At 42.0% G+C, this 23,862-nt stretch carries 16 protein-coding genes; all 16 read right to left on the reverse strand.

Annotated elements, in window-relative coordinates; translation table 11 throughout:
- Nucleotides 1-10: 10 nt before the first annotated feature.
- Nucleotides 11-511 carry a flagellar protein FlgN gene (locus KJS58_RS03085; protein ID WP_213530385.1) on the reverse strand — a complete coding sequence of 167 codons (501 nt, stop codon included), beginning with the start codon at nucleotides 509-511 and terminating at the stop codon, nucleotides 11-13.
- A gap of 9 nt (nucleotides 512-520) precedes the next feature.
- Nucleotides 521-805 carry a flagellar biosynthesis anti-sigma factor FlgM gene (gene flgM / locus KJS58_RS03090; protein WP_213530387.1) on the reverse strand — a complete coding sequence of 95 codons (285 nt, stop codon included), beginning with the start codon at nucleotides 803-805 and terminating at the stop codon, nucleotides 521-523.
- Nucleotides 806-953: 148 nt separating this feature from the next.
- Nucleotides 954-1,361, reverse strand: a complete 408-nt coding sequence (locus KJS58_RS03095) for a flagellar protein (protein ID WP_213530389.1) — start codon at nucleotides 1,359-1,361, stop codon at nucleotides 954-956.
- Between the two features lie 208 nt (nucleotides 1,362-1,569).
- Nucleotides 1,570-2,376: a ComFC family protein gene (locus KJS58_RS03100; RefSeq protein ID WP_213530391.1), complete on the reverse strand. Its 807-nt coding sequence runs from the start codon at nucleotides 2,374-2,376 to the stop codon at nucleotides 1,570-1,572.
- Entirely contained in the window at nucleotides 2,369-4,282 is a 1,914-nt protein-coding gene (locus tag KJS58_RS03105) for an ATP-dependent helicase ComFA (RefSeq protein ID WP_249716873.1), read from the reverse strand. The genes KJS58_RS03100 and KJS58_RS03105 overlap by 8 nt, the downstream gene beginning before the upstream one ends.
- Before the next feature lie 168 nt (nucleotides 4,283-4,450).
- Nucleotides 4,451-4,867 (reverse strand): hypothetical protein, encoded by a 417-nt coding sequence (locus KJS58_RS03110; RefSeq protein WP_213530393.1) that lies wholly within the window; start codon nucleotides 4,865-4,867, stop codon nucleotides 4,451-4,453.
- Nucleotides 4,868-5,153: 286 nt separating this feature from the next.
- Complete coding sequence (locus KJS58_RS03115; RefSeq protein ID WP_213530394.1) at nucleotides 5,154-5,876, reverse strand: response regulator transcription factor; 723 nt, start codon at nucleotides 5,874-5,876, stop codon at nucleotides 5,154-5,156.
- 4 nt (nucleotides 5,877-5,880) lie between these two features.
- Nucleotides 5,881-7,041, reverse strand: a complete 1,161-nt coding sequence (locus tag KJS58_RS03120) for a sensor histidine kinase (protein ID WP_213530395.1) — start codon at nucleotides 7,039-7,041, stop codon at nucleotides 5,881-5,883.
- 47 nt (nucleotides 7,042-7,088) lie between these two features.
- Nucleotides 7,089-9,800: a stalk domain-containing protein gene (locus KJS58_RS03125; protein ID WP_213530396.1), complete on the reverse strand. Its 2,712-nt coding sequence runs from the start codon at nucleotides 9,798-9,800 to the stop codon at nucleotides 7,089-7,091.
- Nucleotides 9,801-10,107: 307 nt separating this feature from the next.
- Nucleotides 10,108-11,310, reverse strand: a complete 1,203-nt coding sequence (metK, locus tag KJS58_RS03130; RefSeq protein ID WP_213530397.1) for a methionine adenosyltransferase — start codon at nucleotides 11,308-11,310, stop codon at nucleotides 10,108-10,110.
- Nucleotides 11,311-11,546: 236 nt separating this feature from the next.
- The gene (locus KJS58_RS03135; RefSeq protein ID WP_213530398.1) at nucleotides 11,547-11,822 is read right to left on the reverse strand and encodes an alpha/beta-type small acid-soluble spore protein; all 276 of its coding nucleotides are present in this window, start codon (nucleotides 11,820-11,822) and stop codon (nucleotides 11,547-11,549) included.
- 328 nt (nucleotides 11,823-12,150) lie between these two features.
- Nucleotides 12,151-12,678 (reverse strand): hypothetical protein, encoded by a 528-nt coding sequence (locus KJS58_RS03140; RefSeq protein ID WP_213530399.1) that lies wholly within the window; start codon nucleotides 12,676-12,678, stop codon nucleotides 12,151-12,153.
- A 270-nt stretch (nucleotides 12,679-12,948) separates the two neighbouring features.
- The gene (locus KJS58_RS03145) at nucleotides 12,949-15,786 is read right to left on the reverse strand and encodes a hypothetical protein (RefSeq protein WP_213530401.1); all 2,838 of its coding nucleotides are present in this window, start codon (nucleotides 15,784-15,786) and stop codon (nucleotides 12,949-12,951) included.
- A gap of 125 nt (nucleotides 15,787-15,911) precedes the next feature.
- Nucleotides 15,912-18,920, reverse strand: coding sequence for an S-layer homology domain-containing protein (locus KJS58_RS03150; RefSeq protein WP_213530403.1), 3,009 nt, complete (start codon nucleotides 18,918-18,920; stop codon nucleotides 15,912-15,914).
- Nucleotides 18,921-19,416: 496 nt separating this feature from the next.
- A complete protein-coding gene (locus KJS58_RS03155; RefSeq protein ID WP_160032731.1) occupies nucleotides 19,417-19,758 on the reverse strand; it encodes a hypothetical protein in 342 nt (113 codons plus the stop codon).
- 145 nt (nucleotides 19,759-19,903) lie between these two features.
- Nucleotides 19,904-23,785, reverse strand: a complete 3,882-nt coding sequence (locus tag KJS58_RS03160) for an S-layer homology domain-containing protein (RefSeq protein ID WP_213530404.1) — start codon at nucleotides 23,783-23,785, stop codon at nucleotides 19,904-19,906.
- Nucleotides 23,786-23,862 lie beyond the last annotated feature (77 nt).

Below are 23,862 nucleotides of genomic sequence, written 5' to 3' on the forward strand. Positions count from 1 at the left end.
TCCTCCTAACTTAAGCTCGTGAGTCGAAATATCCGAATTGACCTACCGCTCCCTGGCGTTGATCTGGATGTTTGTACACCGGCTCCATTGTTGGCTTATCGATCAGCACGTCCAATGAATAATCAATAAAAGCGAGTGACTGTTCTAACAATTTTTGATTGATTTCATTCATTTCTTTGAGCTGCAATAAGGTTGTGCTTAGCGCCATTTGAGCTTGTTGTAATCTTTCCTTATCCTCTACATCAAATACGAGACGAGAGATTTCCGTAATGGTCAGATTTAATTTGGACTTAATTCCACGCTCGAGTAAGAAGGAGACAATCGCTTCATTTTTCATGACTTCCTGACTTTGAATGCGCTTCAATATGACTGACTCTTGGTTTAACAAACGGATTAACGTATCTGTATCGTTCTTAATAATGGATTCTTTCTTCACTTCTGCTGTACGAAGCATCTCACGATGCGTTGTCTCAAGTTCATACATGGCATCAATTAATTGATTTAGGGACATAACTCTCTCCTACTTCTCGGAACTTGATTTAAAATACGGCATCATCTTCTCGGCAAGCTTAACTGTATCGACTCTATAGGTGCCTGAAGCAACTTGTTGTTTCAGTTCCTGAATACGCTGTGTGCGTTCGCTGTTATGGACTTGTTCTTGTTTTTGAAGCATTTCCATCGCCTCTGGTGAGATCGTAATCTCATCCTTGCGGTTTGTTTTCTTTCCTTCGGTCTGCTGAGCAGACTCTATGTTTTTGGAATAAGAATGAATTGCTCCAATGCGACCGGATTCATTAATTTTCATATACGAAGCACCTGCCCTTTCCCTTATATCGGAATGATCTATTGTATCATCAAGTCATCTAAAATAAAAAAACCGATAATCTTTACTAAAGTTATCGGTAGAGGTTGAAACATTGTTTATAGTGTTACAGCGAATTAAGTCCTGTCTCCTAGGAACGTCCTGATTTGTCGATTGCACGATAGGCACCTGCTCCTAGAGAGCGTCCTTCCCCCTGACTAACCTCCCGGGCTGCACTGCTCAAATCCTTGGTCAAACGCGAACGACAGCTTTCGCACATATGTCCTTCACGAATGAAAGTACCACAAACTTCACAAGGCAACATAAGATTCGGCGCATCCACTACAGAGATCCGGCCTTCCTTAATAAAACGTGTAATCTGCTTAATGGATACACCTGTCTCATCGGACAGTTCTTGGACGTTCGCGCCCCTATGTTTACGTAAATATTCGGCACAGTCAACATATTGCTGTTCAATTTCTCTGAGACAAGTTGGACAACAGCCCATTACGTTAAGCGCGTAAAGCTTGCCGCAGTGAGGACAGTTACCTACATTCATCCTCTTCAGCCTCCTTCAGATAGATCATTTCCGAATGCTTTTCCTCATTATACCTACGATATTTAGCCTTGTCATCTTTGGTAGTTATGAGAAACAGTGGAAAGCCAGTGCTTGCATAACTGTGAAAAATAGAGCACGAATTCACTTATTTTCACACGATGAATTGACTCGTTTATTTCTATATCGGAGAAACGCCACCGAAATCTTACTAGGATCTGGCCCAAGTGAGCGTATAAATTTTAAAATAGATACCGCGCTCTTCTCCCCATCGGTTGATTGCCTGGCTGCAAGCTTCGAGTGTACTACCCGTTGTATAAACATCATCTACTAGAATGAGGTGAATCGGTTGATGCTCATCGGCTAGTGGCAGATTCATTAGTATCTTCTTCATATAAATCGAAGCTTCCTCATGAACAGCAAAAATGTTACGCATCGATTCTACCCGTTCTTTGCGAGACTTATAACTTTGTTTCTCGGTGTGCTGTGTACGCATCAGCATGGGAATAACCGGAAGACACACCTCATGACTAAGTACTTCAGCAAGTCTTTCGGCTTGATTAAACCCCCGCTCTATATGTCGCTCCCTACTCACCGGAACAAACGTAACCGCCTGTGCCTGCCAGATCATATGAGGGGAAAGCGTCATCTCACGCTGCAAAGCACGGTAAGCTGTACCCAGCATGGTCCCAAGAAGCGGAGCCATCCTTTCTTTGCCCCGGTACTTATACACCGCCAGCCACTCTCGCATGAGAGGATCATACCTTACTGCACTTCGGTTCATCTCAAAAGAACGGCGGAGGTTCTCCGCTCTTGCACAGTCTGGGCAGCCGATCGCTCTGCCGCAGCGATGACAGCGTATGCTTCGAATCCACGGAATACTAGAAATACAGCGTGGGCAAAGCCCCGTCAGCGCAGTAGAAGACAGAGCTCCTCGGTTTCCACATGCGACGCAGATTTGTCCCGGCGGCGCAGCCAGCCCATGCAAAAAGGAACGTACCCAATCAAACCTAATCATCTGCTGACTCCTTTCCCAATAAATACCCTTGGCGTCTTGCGATCGTATTCATTCGTTTGATTTGCTTTACGGCTTCTTTCTGACCGAGACTGCGCTCGGGTGCTGCAAAAACGACATTTCCGGCAGGATCATCTTTCGACCTTCCTGCTCGTCCTGCCATCTGCACAAGAGAAGCTGCATCAAACAGCCGGTTGTTGGCATCGAGGATATACACATCACTCTTGGGTACGGTGACCCCGCGTTCGAGAATCGTTGTTGTGACGAGTAAACGAATCGTCCGATCCCGAAAAGCCATGACCTTCTCTGCACGCAGCGGATCTTCAGACGAGGTTCCTTCGATTCTTAGATCAGGCAATGTAAGCCTGAGCAAATGTAATAAAGCATCAATCTGAGCAATCCGAGTGACAAACATAAAAATTTGCGCACCTCGCTCGATGGAAAACGTGAGTCTTCTGAGTAATTCCGCAGGCAGCTTATGTTGCTTCAATAACTGCTGGACAGAAGGAACTTTCAGCAACAGCGGTACGGGCAGAGGATGCCGATGAAAACGAACCGGCACTCTCGCATAGGCAAGCTTGCCGCTGGCTGCTTGCTTCTGCAGTTCCCTTGGCGGGGTGGCAGATAAATAGATAAAGCTGCCGCCCTGTTTGCAGCATGCTTCCGCTGCATAAGCGAGCATGGGATCGTTGTGGTATGGGAAGGCATCGAGCTCATCGATGATGACCAGGTCAAAAGCGTGGCGGAAGCGAAGCAGCTGGTGCGTTGTGGCGAGGGTAAGTTCTCCTCGCCGCCAGCGGTCGCTGCTTCCGCCATAGAGGGTGGCGCGCGTCACCTCAGGGAACGCGCGGGCCACCCGGGGAGCGAGCTCCAGCACCACATCGCGCCGCGGTGTGGCTACGAGCACGCTCCCCCCGCTGCTGAGTATTGCATCCAGCAGCGGGAAGGTCATCTCGGTCTTGCCGGCGCCGGTTACGGCCCATAGCAAGAACCGGCCTTTGGCCGCAGCGGAGCTGGCATCGCGCCGCTCCGCCAAGTACGCAAGCGCCGCGCCTGTGGCTGCGCTTTGCGCTGGGCTAAGTCCCCACCGGCTGTCTGCCACGTTGGGGACTCCCCCGGCCGCTCCCTTTACGGCCGGGGGCGCTGCACCTTGCAGCAGCAGCGCGCAAGCCCGGCTGCGCCCGAGCGCGAGGCAAGCCTCGCAGTAAGCGCATGCCGAACTACCGCATGCCGCGCACGGACTTTGCTCGGCTGCAACACTGCCACAGCGACGGCAGTGCAGCTGCACTCGCCGGCCAAGAAGCCACTGCTCCAAACTGTGCCGCTGCTTATGAATCGGCTGTTCGGCTACGGCTGCTTCATAAGTAATCCGTCCCGCCAAATATCCAAGCTGAATGGCAGCTTTATATTCGGTTTGCATACTCGGAACGTTCTCCGTTAGCAGTGCTTCCACTTCCGGGAGCAACAGCTGTCTGCCTGTGAGCTGCCCCGCGGCCTCTACTGCATCATCATAAAGGGAATGAATCACCTCCTCTGCATGACTAGTTCCCCTAAGCGGCACGATTTTAATATCTAAACAATCACGAAGTAACTTCATGCCATCCTTAACCGGCTCCCTTGCTACCTTCTCTTGTAAAATAGACTCGGTCCATCTTCTCCAGCTCTGAATCGATGTTTCCTCTCTAATCATTGCACTCTGCTTACGGAAATTTTCTCTCAGATGGCATGCCCAAGAAAAAGGCATTTGGGATGAAATGCAGATGATAGACCAAGGCTCCTTAGTCTTCTGTCTTCTAGCTTCCCACCATAACTGGTCGGCTTCTGGACAGATCGATATATATAAATTCAGCTCATCTGATTTTGAATGATCTCCTTCTTCTTCCCTTGCCAAATATACAGCTACCTTCACAGCCTTCCCTCCTGAATCACGCAAAAAAGCACATACCTCGGTAAATCTACCGAAGTATGTGCTTCATACTCAATGATAATATAGAAAAAAATAACATATAAGTTCTATATATACAATATTAATGACAATACCGCAACTTTTTCAAAGCTCATTCGTTTTATAATATATCTACAGTTTGCTTACGAATGGAATTCCTTGAAGCGTGCCTTCTTGACGAAGATCGATATATTTCGTATCTTCCCGTTCCTGTATACCGCTTACGTTCATATAAGACAAGGATTCGTCGCCAGCCATAATATCTAGTTCGATTCCAGCTATGTCAAACAGCCGATTTAGCAAAAGCAGGGTTTCATCGCTTGAGCCATAATCCACTACGGTAACATGATGGGTTTTTCCTCGTAAAGATGCATCTAAAGACAGTGCTCGGATAATCCACTCCAGTATAAATCCATGGTTACTTGTAATCAAAACATAACGTGTTTGCTCGGCTTGTTTCTGATTTGATTGCAGCGTTCGATAAACAAAACGTACGGTTGCAGCAGATAGGCCATAAACAAGCGCAATCCATAACAAATGTTCGATCATGGCGACTGCACCTCCCTTTACGACAATATATGCCGTAAATATGGACGTTGACACAATGAACGTTTATAAAAGTTTTATTTATTTAGCTGCTGATTCGCATCAAAAAACTCCGAATAGCACAAACCCTAGTCCTATTTTATACTACATTACAAGAAACCGACTTGGCCATATGTATGCCTATGGGGCGGCAAAAGGCTGCTTACGATAGCTTGTACGTTCTAACTTCAGCATTTCCCCCGAAAAGTTACACCCCTATTTTCCTTCTCATGCTAAAGTTTATCCTACGTTATAGAGTGACCCAACCATATTTAATGGAATTAATTACGGCTTGTGTCCGATCATCAACTTCCATCTTCTGTAAAATACTGCTGACATGGTTCTTCACTGTTTTCTCACTGATGAACAAGAACTCACCAATCATTTTGTTACTCTTACCTTCTGCCATAAGACGAAGTACCTCTGCTTCACGGCGAGTCAGTGGATTATTATCTCCAGCAACAAACTTCACGCCTGCTTCTTTTACGCCGCCTTCACTCATGGTACCTGTTTCATTCAGATAAGTCATACGACGAAGCTGCATAATCAGTTTCCCTGTAACTTTTGGATGAATAAATGCGTACCCTTCGTGCACGGAACGAATGGCATTGATCAGAGACTCTGCCTCCATATCCTTCAGCAAATATCCACTTGCTCCTTTACGAAGCGTTTCAAATACATAACTTTCATCATCATGAATAGACAAAATAATAACTTTCACATCTGGGAACATTTCTCTCAGCTTTTCTGTCGCTTCCACACCATTTTCAATCGGCATGTTGATGTCCATAAGAACGATATCCGGCTTGATCTGATTACAGAATTCAAGTACCTGGATTCCATCGCCGCATTCGCCGATGACCTCAATATCGTCCTCCATGTTCAGTATGCGTTTCAATCCTTCACGAAACAGCTGATGGTCATCAGCTAGTAATACTTTAATATCTGCCTTATTCATGTTCTGGTTTTCCATCCTGTTACTCCTTTCCCTTCTCCACGTTTGTCGGGATATGAATCACGATCTTAGTGCCTTGATTTTCTCCTGATTCAATCTCCATTCGGCCTTCGAGCAGTTCTACCCTTTCCCGCATACCTATTAACCCAAAATGAGAGTGATCCTTACTTTTCTCCTCTAATTTCTCCGGTTTAAATCCAAGACCGTTATCCTGCACAACAATCTTGACCAGCTGAGCCTGGAAAGTAATCTCGACCACCACATAAGTTGGATAAGCATGCTTGGCTGCATTCGACAAACCTTCTTGCACTAATCGATAAATCGCTGCCTCCATAGCGGAAGACAAACGGTGTTCTTTCCCTCTAGTTTCAAACAGTGAACGAATTTTGGTTTTTTCCTCAAAATCCTGCACGTATTTACGAAGTGTGGGAATTAAGCCCAGGTCATCCAGGGCCATTGGACGCAAATTGAAAATAACTTTTCGCATTTCCCCAAGGCTAGAACGAACTTGTTTTTTCAAATCTACTATTTCGGCTTGTACCATCTTAAAATCCTGCTTGGCCAGCATTCTTTCTACAATTTCCGTCCTAAGCACTAGGTTGGCAAGCATTTGTGCGGGTCCATCGTGAATTTCACGAGCGATTCTTTTCCGCTCTTCCTCCTGGGCCAAGATGATCTTGAGACCGATCATCTGCCTGTTTTTGGCGGACTCAATAATCCGTGTAACCTGACCCAATTCACCAGACAGATACTCCATGACAACATTCATCTGTGAACCAATGGTCTCGGCTCTTTCCACAGATGCCTCGATACTGCGCGCACGTTTCTGCAAATCATCACGGCGAGCTTTGAGGTACATTTCTTTTTCTCTGTAAATCATCAAATCCAGCTGCAACTGCGTAGCCTTTTCATAGGCTTGCTTGATATCATGTTCAGAGAAACGGACAAAATCACGGCTGACTTCAGTCAGCCGGATTCGAGACCTGCGGAAATTGAGTTCCAGTTGATCTACCTTTTCAATCGTTTCGGCCGTCTCTTTCAGGATGGATTGAACCTCCTGATTCAGTGCTTTAAGCTCGGTACGAGACGAGTCCATGATTTCAAAAATTTGATATTTACTACTTTCCATGACCTGCATGGCGTTTTTTATAACGCGATCGAGAGCATCTGCTTGAAAGTCCACGTATTTTCGACTCCATTCCTAACGTTTCCAGGATATATCATACCATATCACGAGTCGATGGTGACGGTCTTCGTTTTCTGTTCCCATTTTACAGTCAGTCCAAGCTGTTCAGAAACAAGCCTTAGAGGGACTAAAGTCCTACCACCTGATATATAAGGTGCCACGCTCGCGTTTTGACGTTGCCCATTGATTACAAATTCTTTCTGACCAACCGTCAAATCTATTAACTTACCACCGCGTATTATGGTCACTCGCTGGTTTTTACTATCCCAGGTTGCCTGTCCTCCAAACACATCAAGCACATGCTTAATAGGAATGTAGGTAGCATTATTTTTCAGTACGGGCGCTGCATCAATGGTTCTCTTTTGACCGTTAAACAACATCGATTTTTGTCCTAAAACAAGCTTGGCGACTCCCTCAGGCAGACCGGCCTCACTTGATAGAGATGGCATTGTAAATGCTATATTATCAAATGCTACGGTTCCTGTCATGGCTCGCTCGTCCTGTCCTTCATCCAAATTCACGACATAAACCCGTTTTAATTTGGCTGGATATGAGATATCTGAACTACTTAAGTCCACATTCAGCTTCTTCCATCCCGACCAGTCTATATTTCTTGCCAAATCCACATACACTGTTTTCCCCTTCGCATCGGTGAGTTCTGCCCGCAGCCAGTTCAGGCTGTGATCTCCAAGAACATCTACCGATAGGGCAGTAGCTGCAGAGTCAATCGTTTTGCCGGATGTTCCATTCAGCTGAGCGTAAGCATACATTTTACCACTTCCGCCCGTCATATCATAGCTGAGCTGGAGCACTTTGGATCCTGCTTTTTCCTCGGTGCCATTTACTACTTCTGCTGTTCCCGTTACCCCTGCTGCGTTTGTTGTAAACTGGACTCCGTAATTTACATTCTCGAAATCTTCCCACATACTTTCACCTGCTGCAGACAAGACTACTACCGTACTGAATCCATCATAACGACCAATCGCGTAACCGACCGTTGCCCCTGTATTAATAGAAGAAACCGTTAATTTATCTCCCTTCACGCTGCCTTTAAAGCCAATAAACTCCCATTTCAGTGCATCCGCGCTAAGTGAAACGGTTTGTCCATCTTTGGTCGTTGCCGTCACCGGAATATCGATGCTGCTTCCTGCTTGTAGTGAGCCTGTACCTGAACCGGCTTTCAGTGCAGTCAGATTGCTTCCGCCTACTACCGTCACTTTCAACTTGCTGCTTGCTGAGCCACTTACCGCAGTTAGTGTAGCTGTTCCGCCGCCTACTGCTTTGATCTTCCCGCCGCTTGTGCTGATCACCTTGCCATTACTTGATTTCCAGGTAACTGAGGTTGTTCCCACATCGTAAGGGTTGTAGTACGTGTCATACCCTTTCAGGCTGTACTCTGCCTCCTGACCTACAAGAAGAGAAGAAGAACCGCTGATAGCAAGCCCCTTTAATTTTCCTCCAGGAGCAAGAGAATACACACCAAGACCATTAACAACCGCTCGCTGTTCAGTCCCATATTCTGTTGGAAAAGCAAGACCTGTAGCCGTCATCCCAAGCGGTCTCGTAATCATGGTAGTGGAACCCCCGCCATCCAGGTTCATCCCTTTCCAGATCCCGATACTCGTCATAAAGGATTGCATTTCTTTTAAGGACATCCCGCTGCTTGCACTATTATCCTGTACAGCGATCAGATATGCATACCGATTATCCTTCGAATAACCTACCGCCGTCCGAGCGCGGTAACCTCCGATGCCTGACGTATCACGAGAAAAAGATGTTGCTTTCCCACTGCTTACCAGAATCGTATGCCCACCGATCATCATTTGCAGCGTATCTGGGTTCACCTTTTGACCCGTCGTCTTCGCTACTAACTTGTAATCTGTATTTACTGCTTGTCCTACTGTGAGGTTTGCAACCAACCAATCCGCTGCTTTGCCATGAGCACGTAGGATGTAACCATCTTCCGGAATTGACGTGCTTAGTGCACTCTTATAAGATACTTCCTGAACAACATCATTCTGTACAAGCACTTCAGTCGGCACTGTAGCAGGATCATTCGGACGTTTAGGTGAGGTCCATGCTGAGGTATAGATATATATTGAATTGGCGTGGCTGTATTTGGTGCTTCCCGATTCTAGTGAATAATCTTCCTTATTTATTCCTCGAAGTGGATAGGTAGCTCCACTAGATGCTGTAACAGTGCCTTCAAAGCTATATTCATCAATCATAGGCTTGCCGTCTTTGCTTATCGTCATCGCATACATTCCGGACAACTCAGACGGGGTGGACATAAGCACTCCGCTTGAAATCTGCCCACCAATGGGCGCGTATTCACCGCTTACTTTAAAATAATCTCCATTCACACCCGCAACGGCTCCTGTTTCTTTTACCATGCCGCCTGTACTTTGTTTACTATTAAATGTACCTCCCTTGCCTGTCATCACATCAAGTTTTACATATGGATTATTCAGATCCACCTCAATGACATTCGCAAGAATATTTGTTTTGGCATTTGAGCGTGTTGTAGTGAACTGGTAATTTATCATTTTGGCACCGGACGTAATTATCTCTTCAGATAGCTTTGTTGTACTCACTGCTGCTTGCGCTATACTCGTTATAGGAAGTCCCGTATTCCAGGCTCCGCTCGATCCAAGAACCGGAGTGACCCACAGAACGCCTGCGATCGTAATAATAAACCACTTCTTCTTCCTGCTATCCTTCTGTTGTTTCCCCTTTTGCATTCGGTTTGTTCCCATAGAAAAGCGACTCTCCCATCTTGTTTTGCGTTATCTAATAGATTCAGCCCCGATACTCGTAAGGAGAGTACGGAGCTGAAGACATTTTTATCCTCTACTTAATAGACTGCAAAAAATGGAAAAAGTTACGCTCTTTTTGAAGATTCATGAGTTTGATTATCCATTGTCATGATCCTCGTTCTCCAGGAGAAGGATATTCGGCATCTTCCTTGGGGAAAATAAAGCGGAACACCAAAAAAAACCTTCGATGATAACCATCATCGAAGGTTTGATGTGTAAAAACTTCATAGAATGAAGTTCTGATCTATTAAATACCTGCTTGCGATTTCAAAGCTTCCACCTTGTCAACGCGTTCCCAAGGTACATCCAAATCTGTACGGCCAAAATGTCCGTAAGCAGCGGTTTGTTTATAAATCGGACGACGCAGGTCTAACATGCGAATGATACCCGCTGGGCGAAGATCAAAGTTATTGCGAACGAGTTCTACAAGCTTTTCATCACTAACTTTACCAGTGCCGTATGTATCGACATTGATCGATACTGGGTTTGCTACACCAATTGCGTAAGCAAGTTGAATTTCTACTTTGTCTGCAAGTCCAGCAGCTACGAGGTTTTTAGCCACATAACGTGCTGCGTAAGCTGCAGAACGGTCCACTTTTGTAGGATCCTTACCGGAGAAAGCACCGCCGCCATGACGAGCATAACCGCCATACGTATCTACAATAATTTTACGTCCTGTAAGACCTGCATCACCTTGAGGTCCACCGATAACGAAACGACCTGTTGGGTTGATGAAGTACTTAGTTTCATCGTCGAGCAGATTAGCTGGAACTACAGGAAGGATAACCTTCTCTTTAATGTCAGCTTGAATTTGCTCAAGTGTGATTTCTTCCGCATGCTGTGTGGATACAACGATCGTATCTACACGAACAGGCTTGTCTCCATCATATTCTATAGTAACTTGTGTTTTACCATCTGGACGAAGGTATTCAAGCGTACCATTCTTACGTACTTCAGCCAAACGACGAGCAATTCGGTGAGACAAAGCAATCGGAAGCGGCATCAGTTCTTCAGTCTCGTTGGTTGCAAAACCAAACATAAGTCCTTGATCCCCTGCACCAATATTTTCAGTCTCTTTATCCATTTGATCTGGATCACGATTCTCAAGTGCTGCGTTAACGCCTTGAGCGATATCTTTCGATTGCTCGTTCAGAGATGTTAATACTGCAGACGTTTGATAGTCGAAACCATATTTTGCACGAGTATAGCCGATTTCTTTTACCGTATTACGTACGATTGCCGGAATATCGATATAATCAGCAGAGGAGCTGATTTCTCCGATGACTAGTACGAGTCCAGTAGCTACAGATACTTCACATGCAACACGCGCATTGGGATCAGCTTCAAGAAACGCATCAAGAACGGCGTCGGAAATTTGGTCACAAATTTTATCTGGATGTCCTTCAGTTACGGACTCAGAAGTGAATAAGTGGCGCCCTTTAACAGACATAGTAGTTTCAACCTCCCACGTATATGGATTTGTATGGTATAAGCCATCAATTCTATCCAATACAAAAAATGAACCTTTCCCGAAACGGAAAAGGTTGCAATACATCCTCATACGACATATTAACGTATTTGTCAATCGGTGTCAATCAATGACAAACGTGATTATTTCCACAATTTTTTAAAGAATTTCTGAACTTTTTTGGTGATTTTATTTATTCTGCTCATGATTTATTCACCTCACAGTTTGCGTCCGGCTGCATGTAACTCTGCAGAACGAACCAATCGTTTTGTCATTTCTCCACCAATCGAGCCATTCTCACGGGAAGTCAGATGTCCCCATCCGGAGTAAGAGCGGTTACCACTCATTGATCCCAGTTCATCGCCAAACTCTGCATTCAGATCTTTACCGGTGTATCCACCTACTTGGATGCCAAACTCTGCAGCAATCTCATATTTCATCTGGTCCAACATCTGACGGCTTTCCGGAACAAGCTTTTGATTATTTCTTGGCATAATATGATTGCACCTCCTGCTTATGATCTTGCAGGTATAGTGTCTGCATTTGGGATGAATATAGACTGGTGAAGTATTGTTACTTTTGGGAAAATGAAGCGGATCGATCTTTGGAGTATAAAATCTACAGTGGTATACATCTACGAATGCAAAAAAATCACTTCCTATATATAAGGCGAAATTACAAATGATTTTTTCTAATGATGAGGAACGGTTTATGAAAATAAAAAAATGTTTCGCTTCATATATAAAATGAAGCGAAACATCGCATACTAATGACTAATGACGATTAGGAAGAAAACATCCTTTTAATGAGTGCTGCTTGTTACTACTGGAGCTTATAAGATCCGCGAACCATTACAGTCAGGTTATACTTATTCCCTTGCACGACTTCAATTCCACGACCTTCACGTGGGAAGGATAATAAGTGGTTATTTGTAATCGCTGTTCCATTACCAAGATCTGCACCTTGAGTTAGATCTGCCACACCGTTGCTGTCTGCGGAGTAGATGACTGCTTTACCGCTGCGAACAATAAACTCAGTACCTGCACCGGCAATCAGACGCTGTCCTGGTTTCACAACAACGATCTTGAGTTCATCTCCTGTATTTGTACTTGGTGTACTTATACTTGGTGTAGAAGGTTCGGTAGGAGCCGTGCTTGTGCTTCCTCCGCTGCCTTGTCCTGCATTTTTAATGGCTTGATCTACATAACTCTTCGTAACGACAGGGTCATCGGCTGTACCTGGCTGGGACGGAACCGATGCGCCTTCAGCTGAGATATTCATAATAGAACCAATCCATATGCCTCCGCCTACGGCGATGGTTGCCATTCCTACTTTCCACATGCGTTTCATGATGTTCTTCCTCCTTCAAATCTTGCATCCTTTGTTTCTGTAACTCTAATGATAGAGGGTATCATGCTAGTTCACAAGAAAAAGTTACCATCTATAGTAGAGAAGGTTTACTTTATGCAATTCTATTTGCACTATTAACTTTATTCTAATTGGTTCGCTTCACTTAATTCTCTCATTATTAACTCTCGTTACTTTTAAGTTACTTATCATTTACTGTTAACTTTTCATAGCTGTTATTAACTGATTTCTACTAATACTCTGCTATTAAGACTACTTATCCCTCGGCAGCTCCAAAGGAATACGATTCGTATTATAATAGATGGATTCTCCAGCTATTTTATACTTTTCCCCCTGGAACATATCATAAATAGAAATATGATATGTTCCTACTCTTCGATCTTCAAATACCCGATCATCGATGGTCCAAGAAAGCAGCTGATTCGTTCCGAGTTTAAGATCCGTAGTGGGTATCAGTTCTTTTGTGAACATACGACCCGTTGAATCTGCAATTTCCACAACCAGTTTATGTTCATTTTCAGGCATATCATACGTATCATCCTGAGTTAACGTATAATACCACTCAACTGCTACATTGCTACTACCAGATAGATAAACATCAAAGTTATTTGTTTTAATCTGATAAGGGTACAATTCCACTTGGTCAATTTTTGTGAGCGCAGTGAGCTGTTCCGGTGCAATTTCGAGTGATGCTGCATTCACATAACCGGTAGGCTCTTCCTTGATGGAAGTCAGTTTATCTTCCGTTACACCTTCTCCGACAATTAGCCTCATATCTGAGACGGTGACACGTTTCGGTATTTTCGCCCACATCGTCACAATACTCTTATCTTCCGGACCTGCTGGATATTCAATCTGTTTCACGTTTGTTTTAAAATAAAGCCCGCTCGAAGACTGATAATACCCGCTGAGCTGAGATAACTCCGTCTGGCGGTTTTCGAGATTCGTCACTTCAAGCTCGGTATAAACAAGGTCCGTACTCGTACCTGGGTATACTACCGTTTTTCTAGTTTTTACTTCAGCCTTTTTACCAAGCGTAGTAAGGGTAAATTCTTTATTTTTCTCAATTTTCGGAACGTCTGGAACAGTCCCAATATTCGTCAGCTTCAGCCACTCAAAAGACTCTTCTCCTACCTTCTCTTCTAAAGATATTTGTAGCTGTGCAATATCTAAAGATGTCGGTACTTTAGTCATAAGGTACACGTCTATAGACTGACCTGGACCGAGCAAGGAGGCAGCCTGGCTTTTAATCAGCTTGGTACTTGTCATGTCTTTGGCAGAATCCACGGTAAAGGCTCCCTGCAGTTCAGGAAGGCGCAGTGTTTTGACAGAAGTATTCTTCACCGTCAGCTTCGCAGACAAAAGATCTCCGTCTGTCCAAGGTAAGCGTTGAATAGATGACCAGGTTACTCCATACGTGCCATTATCGCTTTTCACGGTTGTTTCCAATCCTAATGTATTCTGCAACGATGATGGCGTAGGTAAGATGTAGACCCCTGCTGGATAGCTGAAAGAAGGTTCCTTTTTCTCCGGATCTTTAGGTACATTCATTTGCAGCTTAAGTGCACCTTGGGCAACGGCATAGGATACCGAGATATCCAGCTTAATTGTCTTCTCTTCATCCGGTTTCAGCGTCACATTCTCAAGTGCCTTTGTCGTAATGGGATAAGATCTGCCCGTTCCACTAAGCAATACGAACTCATACTTAGGTACCGTAATCGTTTGTTTCCCTGTATTTTTCAAATGAAAACGAATGGACAGATCGTTCTTATCGTAACTTTGGTTAACCGTTGCTCCTTCAAGCGTGGTTTGCAGTTTTTGACCATCCACATCGACTTCCCTTGCCTTAAAAGGAGCCGTCGCAACGATCTTCGTCGTACTTGCTTTAGGCAGCTCTAATGTGGCCAGAGGCAGTACCGTCTTCGCCTCGCCTTCTTCCTCCACCAGCACTAACTCTGCTCCTGTTAGTTTTACAGCTTTAGGAATGGTTGCGAGCAGTTTTATCGTCTTGTTCTCCTGTGGTTGAATGTTAAATGGCGCAGCTTCAGTACTTACCGTTTCCGCTATAAGCGGATAATTACTTCCACCTGCTGTTCTCAACACCCATTTCGCCGTTGGATTCTCTAGCATTTTGTAACCAATATTGTGCAGATTCACCGTCACTTCTGCATAGTTATATTCATTCACGGGATGGACTTCTAGCTTGGTTACTTTGACTTTAACGGGGGTATCTCCCAAACGAATCGATTTGGACTTATTTACAGGTGTAGATAGTGTATAAGATGCCGGTACATTAAAGTGTCCCAGACTACTTTCATAATTCGGCTTACTGAAATCCCACTTTACGATTTGAAATAAAAGATCGCTGACGTTCACGCTCTTTCCTACTTTTACGAGATACGTCACATCAAGAGTAGATCCTGCCGCTACGCTCTTCTTGTCTTTGTCACGTGTAATTAGGCTAGGAGAATATAGCGTTCCGCCCTTTGTTTTTACCTTTGTCCAGTAGTCGATAAGCATGAGATTCTTGCTGTCATTGTTCTGATAAGTTAGGGTATACGAGATGGTCTTGCCATCTTCTTGTGTGAGTACATTGAGGTCGGTTAGTTTTACAACACTTTTTGAGGTTAATTTGACTGATTTTAGGTTAGACAGAGTATGTAGAGTTTTGTTTGTTTTTGTTGTGGTAGAACTGGACTTTGCTTTTGTAGAAGTATTGGCTGACGTACTCTTTGATGCGCTGCTCCCCGTAGATGCTGTCTTTAATAGGGGATTAGCAAGATTATTAGTCGAAGAACTACCCAGCGACTGTGGATGAGAATCAGAGCCAGTGAATAATAGAGTGGAAGGATATAAAGTATCTATGCTTCTTGTATTTTCTTTAGATGAGTCGACTATACTGGTTGAACTTTCATACGATTCAATTTCAGTAGTCTGATTTGTGCCTAATAAAGTAGCTGAAGAGCTAGATGAAATATATTTCGCTTTTCCTTGTTCATTCGTGCTTGCACTTACTAGAGTACCTTGTCCAATTACAATAGCTACAGAAGCAATCCATAGTATCACTTTTTGGTTGTGCTTTCGGTCCAAGTCAGTAACCCCCATTTATTACCTTATTTTGAAGTTACTATATAGACGCATATAGTGAGGTAAAAGTTTCTTGAAAATAAAAAAGAAGAGGTGGCTAGCCACCTCTTCTTAGTTTAAGTCAAATATTACTTCGCAATTACAGATGTGTAGAAATCAGCAGCTGCGTTATCAGACTTATCAGTTACAAAGAGTCCAGTTGAATTGTTAAGAAGTTCAACTTCAACTAATTGGTTAGCAGTAACTGCTTTTGCAAGCGTTAAAGTTAATCCTTTAGAAGCAGTAGCTTCAGCTTTAGTAACTTTGATTTCTGAACCATTAACAGTTACTTTAAACGCAGAAGGAGTAAAGTTAACATTAAGAGCTTCAGTGAAAGTCAGGCTAACAGTCGAACCATTTGCTGCATTTGAAGTTTCAACCAATTCTGGTGCAATACCATCATTTGCAGTATGGGTGAATTTAGCAAGCTTACGGCCTACAGCATCAGTAGAAGTTGGTTCAGCAATAGTTCTCAAAACAACATTAGAAACATTATGAGGAATAACATTTTCTTTATTAAGATCAAATTCAAGAACAGTTTTCCCATCTACTGTGTTTTGATCCATATCGAATGAGCTAGAAGTAAATGTTTCTCCACCAACAACGATTTCAAAATCAGATGCATTCACATAAGTAAGGTTGCCATCTAATTCAACTTTAACTGTATCGCGATCTGTAGCATATACAGATGAAGCAACAGCTGTAATTGTGGAAGACTGTTGAGTTTTCAATGTAATTGGAGCACCACTTACATAGTTCCCAGTAGTATCAGCAACATTAACTACACGAAGAGCATCAGCATCAGTGAATTTAGCAACTTTATCTTTTGCCACCGTCAATACAACTGTGTTTGTGTTGTAAAGGGAAACACTAGTAGACCCTGCTGGGAATGGAGTATAAACAGATCCCGTAACATAATCGTATTTGTTTACATCAAGTGCATTACCGTTACCAGTTGTTGCTACTGCTCTGTTAAATTGAACATAAACATTATACTCACCGTTAGCTGTATCTTCTTTGTACCAAGCATCAGAAACTTTCAAAGCACCAACTACTGTAGTAGAGAATCCTACAGATTGAGGAATAATTGCATTTCCGATTGTTGCTTGGTCACGAACTCCGGATACTTCAAGAGTATAGTTACCAGCAGGAAGTGCTCCGCCAACAGTAGTAAGAACTACTTTGTTTTGAACTTCTTTTCCGCTGCTGTTTTTAGCGAATACTGGTGTAGAAGAAGGGTTACCTTTTGTAGTGAAACCTTTACCAGTGAATACTGTACCATCGGATTTTTTCAATACATAATTAGCTTTTACTTTGATATCGTCTGGATTAATGTTTTCAGAGAAATCTACAGTAATCTCAGTTTTATCAGTATCGGATTCAGCTGTTACACCAAGAACTGTAGGGCGAACAGTATCCAACTCAGGATTTACTTTAGCGTTACGATCAGCAGAATTGTTGCTGTAATCTGTTACACCGTTCAGATAAACCGTGTTTTCTCCCAAGCTCAATTTGTTAGTATCTGTGAAAGTCAATGTTACAACATTATCACTAATACTTACAGTAGCTGGTTTATTAGTAGATGTGTGATAAGCATTTTTCACGGATTTAATTGGCTCGTTGAAAGTAACCGTTACTTTCTTCAAATCAGAAGTAGTAATAGAAGTCACTTCTGGAGCAGTAGTATCTTCTACAATTGTAAATTCAGTAGCTGCAGAATTACTATTGAATCCAGCATAGTCTTTTACGTTAGAAACAGTCAGAGAATGTGCACCAACTGGAAGATCAGTAGTGATGAACGCTACATTAGGATAAGTAAATTTAACGTTACCGCTAATTACGTTACCGTCAACTTTGTAGTTAGCAAGGTTACCAGCTGTAGCTGCAGTTACAGGCTCGGAGAATTCTACTCTCAAAGCTTTTGTACCCAAACCAGTTACTGCTGTTACTTGTGGCAATTGAGTATCAACTGCTGTAAATTTAACAGTCTCACTGAAAGTTTTAGATCCGTCAGCATTTTTAACTCCGCTGATTGTAAGATTAGTTTCTCTTTGTTGTGGCAGGTTATTTCCATCTGCTTTTACCAGAAGAGTTACTGTTTTCTTGTCAGAAGACAATGTTGCGGATTCGAAGTTGACGTTAGAAACTTTGTAGTTATCTACGTTAGTTGCTGTAGTTGCATCAACGTCTCCATCAAATTTAACTTGAATTTGTTTGTAGTTAGAAGCTGTAGCCGCTTCAATTTTTGTTGCTGCAGTTACAACATAAGTAACTTTTTCTGTGAATTCTTTGTCTTTGTAAGTAAATTTAACTTCAGTTTCTTTGTTAGCTTCAAGAGCTTTATCCAAAGTTACTTTAACAGTTTCATCGTCGCTCATTTTGAATTCTACAACTTTTCCAGCTTCGGATACAGTGTAGGATGCAACTTGAAGGCTAAGTTCTTGATCAACTGCGTAAGCAGCGCCTACAAGAAGAGAACGGCTAGCATTAGATTGGAAGTTAGCTTTCGCATCTACCAAACCAGCGTTGATTGCTGCTTGAACATATCCTTTAGCCCATGCAGTTGCAGAGTTGTTAGTTTCAGTTGGTACTTCAAGATCAAGCGCACGTACAAGTACAGTTGCCATTTCTTGAACTGTTACAGGACCGGAAAGGTCAAAGATTTTCTTAGTTGTGTTTTTACCTTCCATGATACCCGCAGCGGATACAGCTTCTACGAAAGGAGCTGCCCAGTGTTTAGCACCGTAGTTTTTGTCTTTGAAAGAGTAAACGCCATTGATCTCTTTCAGACCCAGTGTTTTCGTAATTACTTTCGCGAACTCAGCGCGAGTCATTTGTCTGTCAAGGTGAGCTTGACCGTCTGGGAATCCAGAGAAAATACCTTTATCTTTCAAATAACTGTATTGTGCATTTACATCAGTAAGACCTGCTTGACCGAATGCTACAGATGCAAACATGGAGAATGCCATTGCTGTAGACAAAGCCACGGATAAAATTTTCTTCATAAACTTTTTTTCTCCTCCTCGAGAAATCATCACATGATTAGTATTATTTTTATAATTGCTGTTGCTAGTTATTGGGTTGCTCGTGTTACTCATATTTGTTACACCCCCTTCCCAGAGTTAGAGCAAGTATTCAATATAAAATGATGTCTGTGAAATTTCACAGAAACTTGTAAATTAAACCAAGTATAAAGAAAAATAGAGTAGTTACCTAATCCTACCTTTCGTATTATACATTGTGGTAATTAAGCCGTAAAGAAAATTTTTCTAATTAATAGACAATTTTCTCCATTAAATTCATTTTTCTTCCTCATTGTTTTCGGCTATACATCTTAAACGCAGTAGTTTCAAAAAAGTTGCGAGTTCCACAAAAAAATTTTTCATTAATTTAAAAATAGTGGAAACCAAACTTTATATTTGAATACAAACAACTTATAACAAAGGTTTAGTGCATTTTTTGAACTATACAATACATAACCATAATTTTCTATTTTATATCATGCAAAATCAACTTTTTAAAAAATTCTTCCTTTCTCAGAAAACAGAACAAAAAAAAAGAAGACACCACATGGGTATCTTCTTCGTTTCCTTATTACTTAATCTTCATTGCCAGATCAATAATACGAGCTCTCATCTGAGGATCTGTATTCAGGTTCGCATACATTTGTTCGATGGGCTCCTTATTCTCTTTGTATGTTTTCTCGTGCTTAATCGTTACATGGGACCAATCAATAAGTTCATTCTCGGAAGCAACCAAATTATTATATGCATCGTGGAAACCTGTCTTCATCACAAGGTCTTCCATAACTTCTTGCGTGATTTCTCTAGTTTTCTTCGTTTTCTCAATTTCCATTTCCAAAATAGCAGCTTGTTTCTCGAATTGTGTCTTCGTTTTCATATAGCCAAGTTGTGCCTTCGAATAAATCGGTTTCATTAGATAATTTCACCCTTTAGAAAAATGTGTATTTTAAGTTATTGTATATCAAATACTACCAAATTACAAAAACTAGCGAAACATGTAATTACCAAAAAGAAGAAACTGCCCCCGTATAGGAGCAGTCCAAAGTTGTTATATGCTACTAACTCAAATTATTTGGGAATAATTTTGTGCTTTTCTTAAACAATTCTACAGCTATTTTAGCTGCTTCTGCGCGTGTCAGAAGACCCGTTGCATTAAAGTTATACTGCGGTTTCTTTTGTCCAGGAATTGTAACTGCATTTCCTGTCATAATTTTCGCCTTATTAACAGCGAGTACAGCGGGCCTTGCATATACGTTAATGCGACCAGAGTCTACATATAGTTTAGCTAAGTTGTCCGTAAGCTTGCTGTCATTCGCGGCGAGCTTCAACTTCATTGCACGTGCAATCATTACTGCCGCCTGCTCTCTGGTAAGTGGCTGACTTGCCGCAAACACACCTTCTGTCAGACCCGTAACAATCCCAGCTCTTGCTGCAGTCTCAATATGAGCATAATCCCATGTTGTGCTTTGAGCGCCTGGAACGAGATCTACAAATGTCTGATTATTATCATAATTCAGCGGGATATTGAGTCCTTTTACAAGTAATGTGGCAAACTCTCCACGAGATGTTTGATCATCTGTTCCGAACTGATCAAAACGAACATTATTCATAAGTCCCTTAGCATACATCGCATTCAGTATATTACGTGCCCAGTTATGGTTCGTAATATCTGTGTAACTGCGACTAAGTTTCATAACTACATAATAACCAAATTCATCAAAAGGTACGGTAACCGTATGTTTCTTGCTATCTACTATTCCTCCGATATTTACCCATTCTCGGCTAGAGGTATACTTAAATACCGTAATCGTTGAACCCACTTCATCCACAACATTATTGTTAAAAGTAAGCGTTAATTCTCCTCTTTGAGATGGAGTAACTTGTCTTTCTGCCGAAATCGTTGGATCTCCATATAATCCTTCTATAGAGTAAGGTGCAAGACCATTCGTTGGCGACAGATAATCTGCTGATCCTTGATTTCCTTTTTCACCAAGTCCACCACTGATCCAATACACATTAGACACGGTAGAGAAATTCTGTTTCGCAGAGGATGAATTAAATCTCAAGAAGTACTCATCTGGAATACTCCAAGTTGGGATCCCTGTCTCCTCAGATGTCAACCCATTATTAGGGAAACCTATTATATTTCCATAATCATTTCTACGTTCTACGACACCATCCTTGGGATCAGCAATTCCAAAGAGCAGCTGTGTGTTCGGATAATACTTATTAATACCTCGTGAATCGGTCGACTGCATAATGGTGCCTTTAGGGAACTCTAATTCAAGGCCTTTGTTGAACACACTGTATTTAGCAGCTACTTTTGGAGCCATATATTGTGAGTCTACTGCTACTGCACCCGTGTAAAATACTGAAATTGTATCTGATGTGGTTGTACTGCCACGCACAATATCAATTTTTATTGTATTTGCTTTATCCTGTTTCAGTCCTACATAATCTAGCAGGAAACGGTCATCACCAAGATCTGTTCTTTTGATCGCAGGTACTTTATCAATTAAAACCTGAGTAGCGCCTTCAGCCTCGATATCAAAGCGGACAAAGTTTTTATTAACCACATATCCGCCGTCCACAGTGGGCTGTGGTGCAAGCAGGCGATATGGTTTTACTTCACGCACGAGTTCGAGTTGCTGACTTGTTTTGGCACCTGTGCTATTAATAAGCTCAAGATTATACACATAGGTGCCGGCTGTTGTTGCTGGTAGATTATGAACTCGAATTGCAAAAGAAGTTTGACTTCCAAAATACTCATATGCATACTGCGTATTATTGTAACTGAATTGCCCTGTCAATTTTGACTCACTGGCCGAAATATCTAAAGAGAATAGATTCTGAGATCCAAGATTCAGATTTACTTTGTTAGCTCCGTTACCTCGAATGACAATATCATGACTTTGAAGACTCGTTGTGTATTTTCCATTGTTATAAATAAAATCAGGTGTTAAGTTGAAAATTTTGGCCCACTGATCATCATCTTTATAAACAAATGGGAATGTTATACGGTTCTTACCTGTAGCAGGTTGAAACTTATCTATATTAGATACATTTTCATCCAATATATATATACGAATTTCTTTACGTACTTCTCTTACTTGGTTGTTACTATCTGCTACTGTTCCTGTAAAGATAATTCGGTTCTCACCATAAACCAAGGGGCCTTTTTCTGCGGATACCTTTAGTTCTACGTCAAATCTACCTGTATCTGTTTTAAGCCAATTTTTATCTAACCCTTCCGGTTTCACACCGTTAACAAACATCTCTCCATTAAACGCACCTTTGTTCAAATCAAAACCAATATACTGACCTTCCACCTGCAAGGTTGAAGTTGAATTAATTGTTACTGTCTGTCCGTCTGACAAATTCGCAATATATATATACGTTTTTGATATAAAAGAAATCACTGCATCTTTATACTGTGATGATCCGCTATACTGGAAACGAACTGTTTGATTACCATTCTGGAACCCAGATACTTTATAAATATATTCTGTTTCCGATATTTCTCCTACTTTATTTATCGTTATTGTGCTGCCAATTGGGAGATATTTAGCATTCAGATCCGGTAGATTCTCTTGTGCTGAATTTGTCTTCACTGAAATATAAAAATCTCCAGACTCTACTTTTGCACCATTCAAGTTTTCTTTAGAGTACTTACCTGATTCATCATATCCTTTTAAATAGTAAAGTTGATTAATTACAACTTGATCTTTAGCATAGATAAAATTGGCTGATTTGCTTACTGTTGTGGAACCATAAGTAAATTGAAGATTATAATCCTGTTCACTTACTGCTTCACCATTTTCTTTAATGAACGCAAAGTTCTTAATAGCAAAGGTCACTAGCCTATAGGCGGAGTTTGTACCATCCATTCCTTGTATTACAACATCATTGCCTGATTTAGTCGAAAGTTTACCAGACGTATCAATAGAGATGGATTCAAAATATTTAACGTCCTCACCCATATTCGTACCATTCGCTTTTAATTCGACTTTTTTATTTACAGCGCTACCTTGATCAGGGACAAGGGCTTGTACATAGAGATAAGCAGCATCTTCAGTCCCCGTCCAAGTTGGTTTCCCTGAGAGCATATCGTTTGCATTGCCATTTGCATCTGCTAAATACATGCTAACAATCGGACTACTGGCATCGTAATAATATAAAGAGTGTTTCACCGTAATTTTATCTGACCCATTCTCAATCACTAAGATAAGTGAATTGAGACCGGGATTTAATTGTAATTGAGGAGAAAAGAAAGTTCCATCCGATAAAAGGGTCGTTGCGAGTGCAGCTCCTCCGTTTAGAGAGACGGTAGCTTTCGTTGCATTTTGAATTTTACCTTCTAATGTAATCTCTTTTTTAGGAATAACTACTTGGGTTCCTTCATTCAGAGTTACCGGTTGAGATAATCCAAGTACCTTCAAACTTTCTACGTAAGGCACTTGATCAAAAAGAACATAAAAACTTTCAGAACGAGTCATACTTCCTTGCGTTCCTGATAACGTAACTTCATTCATTCCAGGATATAAGGAGATTGTTGATGTAAAGCGATTGTCTGGGCTATCCAAATCTAATTGAATGGTTCCTGGAGTTGTTTTGGAATCCTCTCGTTCCCATATTCCCTTTTGCGGATTCCAGGTAAGTTGCTGAACTTTCGCATTAAGTGTTGAACCTGTTACTTTGGTATATGTTCCCGTAACCGTCATTTTCGAATCCGTTACCTGATAAACGTTCTCTCTAGTAATCAGGTTGTCACCTTCAAGTTTCAACTGAACCGTATTTTTCAATGACGTAATATCTGGTGTAAAATAGCTGGTTGATATAAAATCAGCTGCCTCCGCCTTACTTACCAAACCTGGTGGAAATAATGAGATAACTAATGAGACTAAGAGCAGCCATACCATCGGCCGTTTGATGCGCTGCATAAAATCGCTCCTTTATTTATAATTACCTTCTATATCGGACAGCTATGTAGAAATATGAACCCAAAAACATAAAAAAA

It is taken from the genome of Paenibacillus sp. J45TS6, from assembly GCF_018403285.1.
GTDB lineage: Bacteria > Bacillota > Bacilli > Paenibacillales > Paenibacillaceae > Paenibacillus.

Bases quoted from the DNA above. Each gene is read 5' to 3' on its own strand.
- KJS58_RS03085 (WP_213530385.1), bottom strand. From the start codon at position 511: ATGTCCCTAAATCAATTAATTGATGCCATGTATGAACTTGAGACAACG.
- flgM (WP_213530387.1), bottom strand. From the start codon at position 805: ATGAAAATTAATGAATCCGGTCGCATTGGAGCAATTCATTCTTATTCC.
- KJS58_RS03095 (WP_213530389.1), bottom strand. From the start codon at position 1,361: ATGAATGTAGGTAACTGTCCTCACTGCGGCAAGCTTTACGCGCTTAAC.
- KJS58_RS03100 (WP_213530391.1), bottom strand. From the start codon at position 2,376: ATGATTAGGTTTGATTGGGTACGTTCCTTTTTGCATGGGCTGGCTGCG.
- KJS58_RS03110 (WP_213530393.1), bottom strand. From the start codon at position 4,867: ATGATCGAACATTTGTTATGGATTGCGCTTGTTTATGGCCTATCTGCT.
- KJS58_RS03115 (WP_213530394.1), bottom strand. From the start codon at position 5,876: ATGGAAAACCAGAACATGAATAAGGCAGATATTAAAGTATTACTAGCT.
- KJS58_RS03125 (WP_213530396.1), bottom strand. From the start codon at position 9,800: ATGGGAACAAACCGAATGCAAAAGGGGAAACAACAGAAGGATAGCAGG.
- metK (WP_213530397.1), bottom strand. From the start codon at position 11,310: ATGTCTGTTAAAGGGCGCCACTTATTCACTTCTGAGTCCGTAACTGAA.
- KJS58_RS03135 (WP_213530398.1), bottom strand. From the start codon at position 11,822: ATGCCAAGAAATAATCAAAAGCTTGTTCCGGAAAGCCGTCAGATGTTG.
- KJS58_RS03140 (WP_213530399.1), bottom strand. From the start codon at position 12,678: ATGAAACGCATGTGGAAAGTAGGAATGGCAACCATCGCCGTAGGCGGA.
- KJS58_RS03150 (WP_213530403.1), bottom strand. From the start codon at position 18,920: ATGAGTAACACGAGCAACCCAATAACTAGCAACAGCAATTATAAAAAT.
- KJS58_RS03155 (WP_160032731.1), bottom strand. From the start codon at position 19,758: ATGAAACCGATTTATTCGAAGGCACAACTTGGCTATATGAAAACGAAG.
- KJS58_RS03160 (WP_213530404.1), bottom strand. From the start codon at position 23,785: ATGCAGCGCATCAAACGGCCGATGGTATGGCTGCTCTTAGTCTCATTA.